The sequence below is a fragment of the Rhodobacter flavimaris genome (assembly GCF_021378075.1).
Lineage (GTDB): Bacteria > Pseudomonadota > Alphaproteobacteria > Rhodobacterales > Rhodobacteraceae > Rhodobacter > Rhodobacter flavimaris.
In genome coordinates this window covers 1-292 of sequence record NZ_JAJUOS010000067.1, presented here as the reverse complement: position 1 = coordinate 292, position 292 = coordinate 1, and the positions used below count along the sequence as shown (strand labels likewise).

Here is a 292-nt window from a genome sequence, read left to right as displayed (position 1 = left end):
GGATCCTCTTCTTGGTGGCAGCAGCTACAAGTGCCCAATCCCAGGTGCAGCTGGTGCAGTCTGGGGCTGAGGTGAAGAAGCCTGGGGCCTCAGTGAAGGTCTCCTGCAAGGCTTCTGGATACACCTTCACCAGTTATGATATCAACTGGGTGCGACAGGCCACTGGACAAGGGCTTGAGTGGATGGGATGGATGAACCCTAACAGTGGTAACACAGGCTATGCACAGAAGTTCGAGGGCAGAGTCACCATGACCAGGAACACCTCCACAAGCACAGCCTACATGGAGCTGAG

General features: G+C 55.5%; 1 protein-coding gene. It reads left to right on the top strand.

Annotated features, from left to right (window positions below; genetic code table 11):
* Positions 1-53: 53 nt before the first annotated feature.
* A partial coding sequence (locus LZA78_RS18155) for an immunoglobulin domain-containing protein (RefSeq protein ID WP_233678180.1) occupies positions 54-292 on the top strand: 239 nt, incomplete at its 3' end.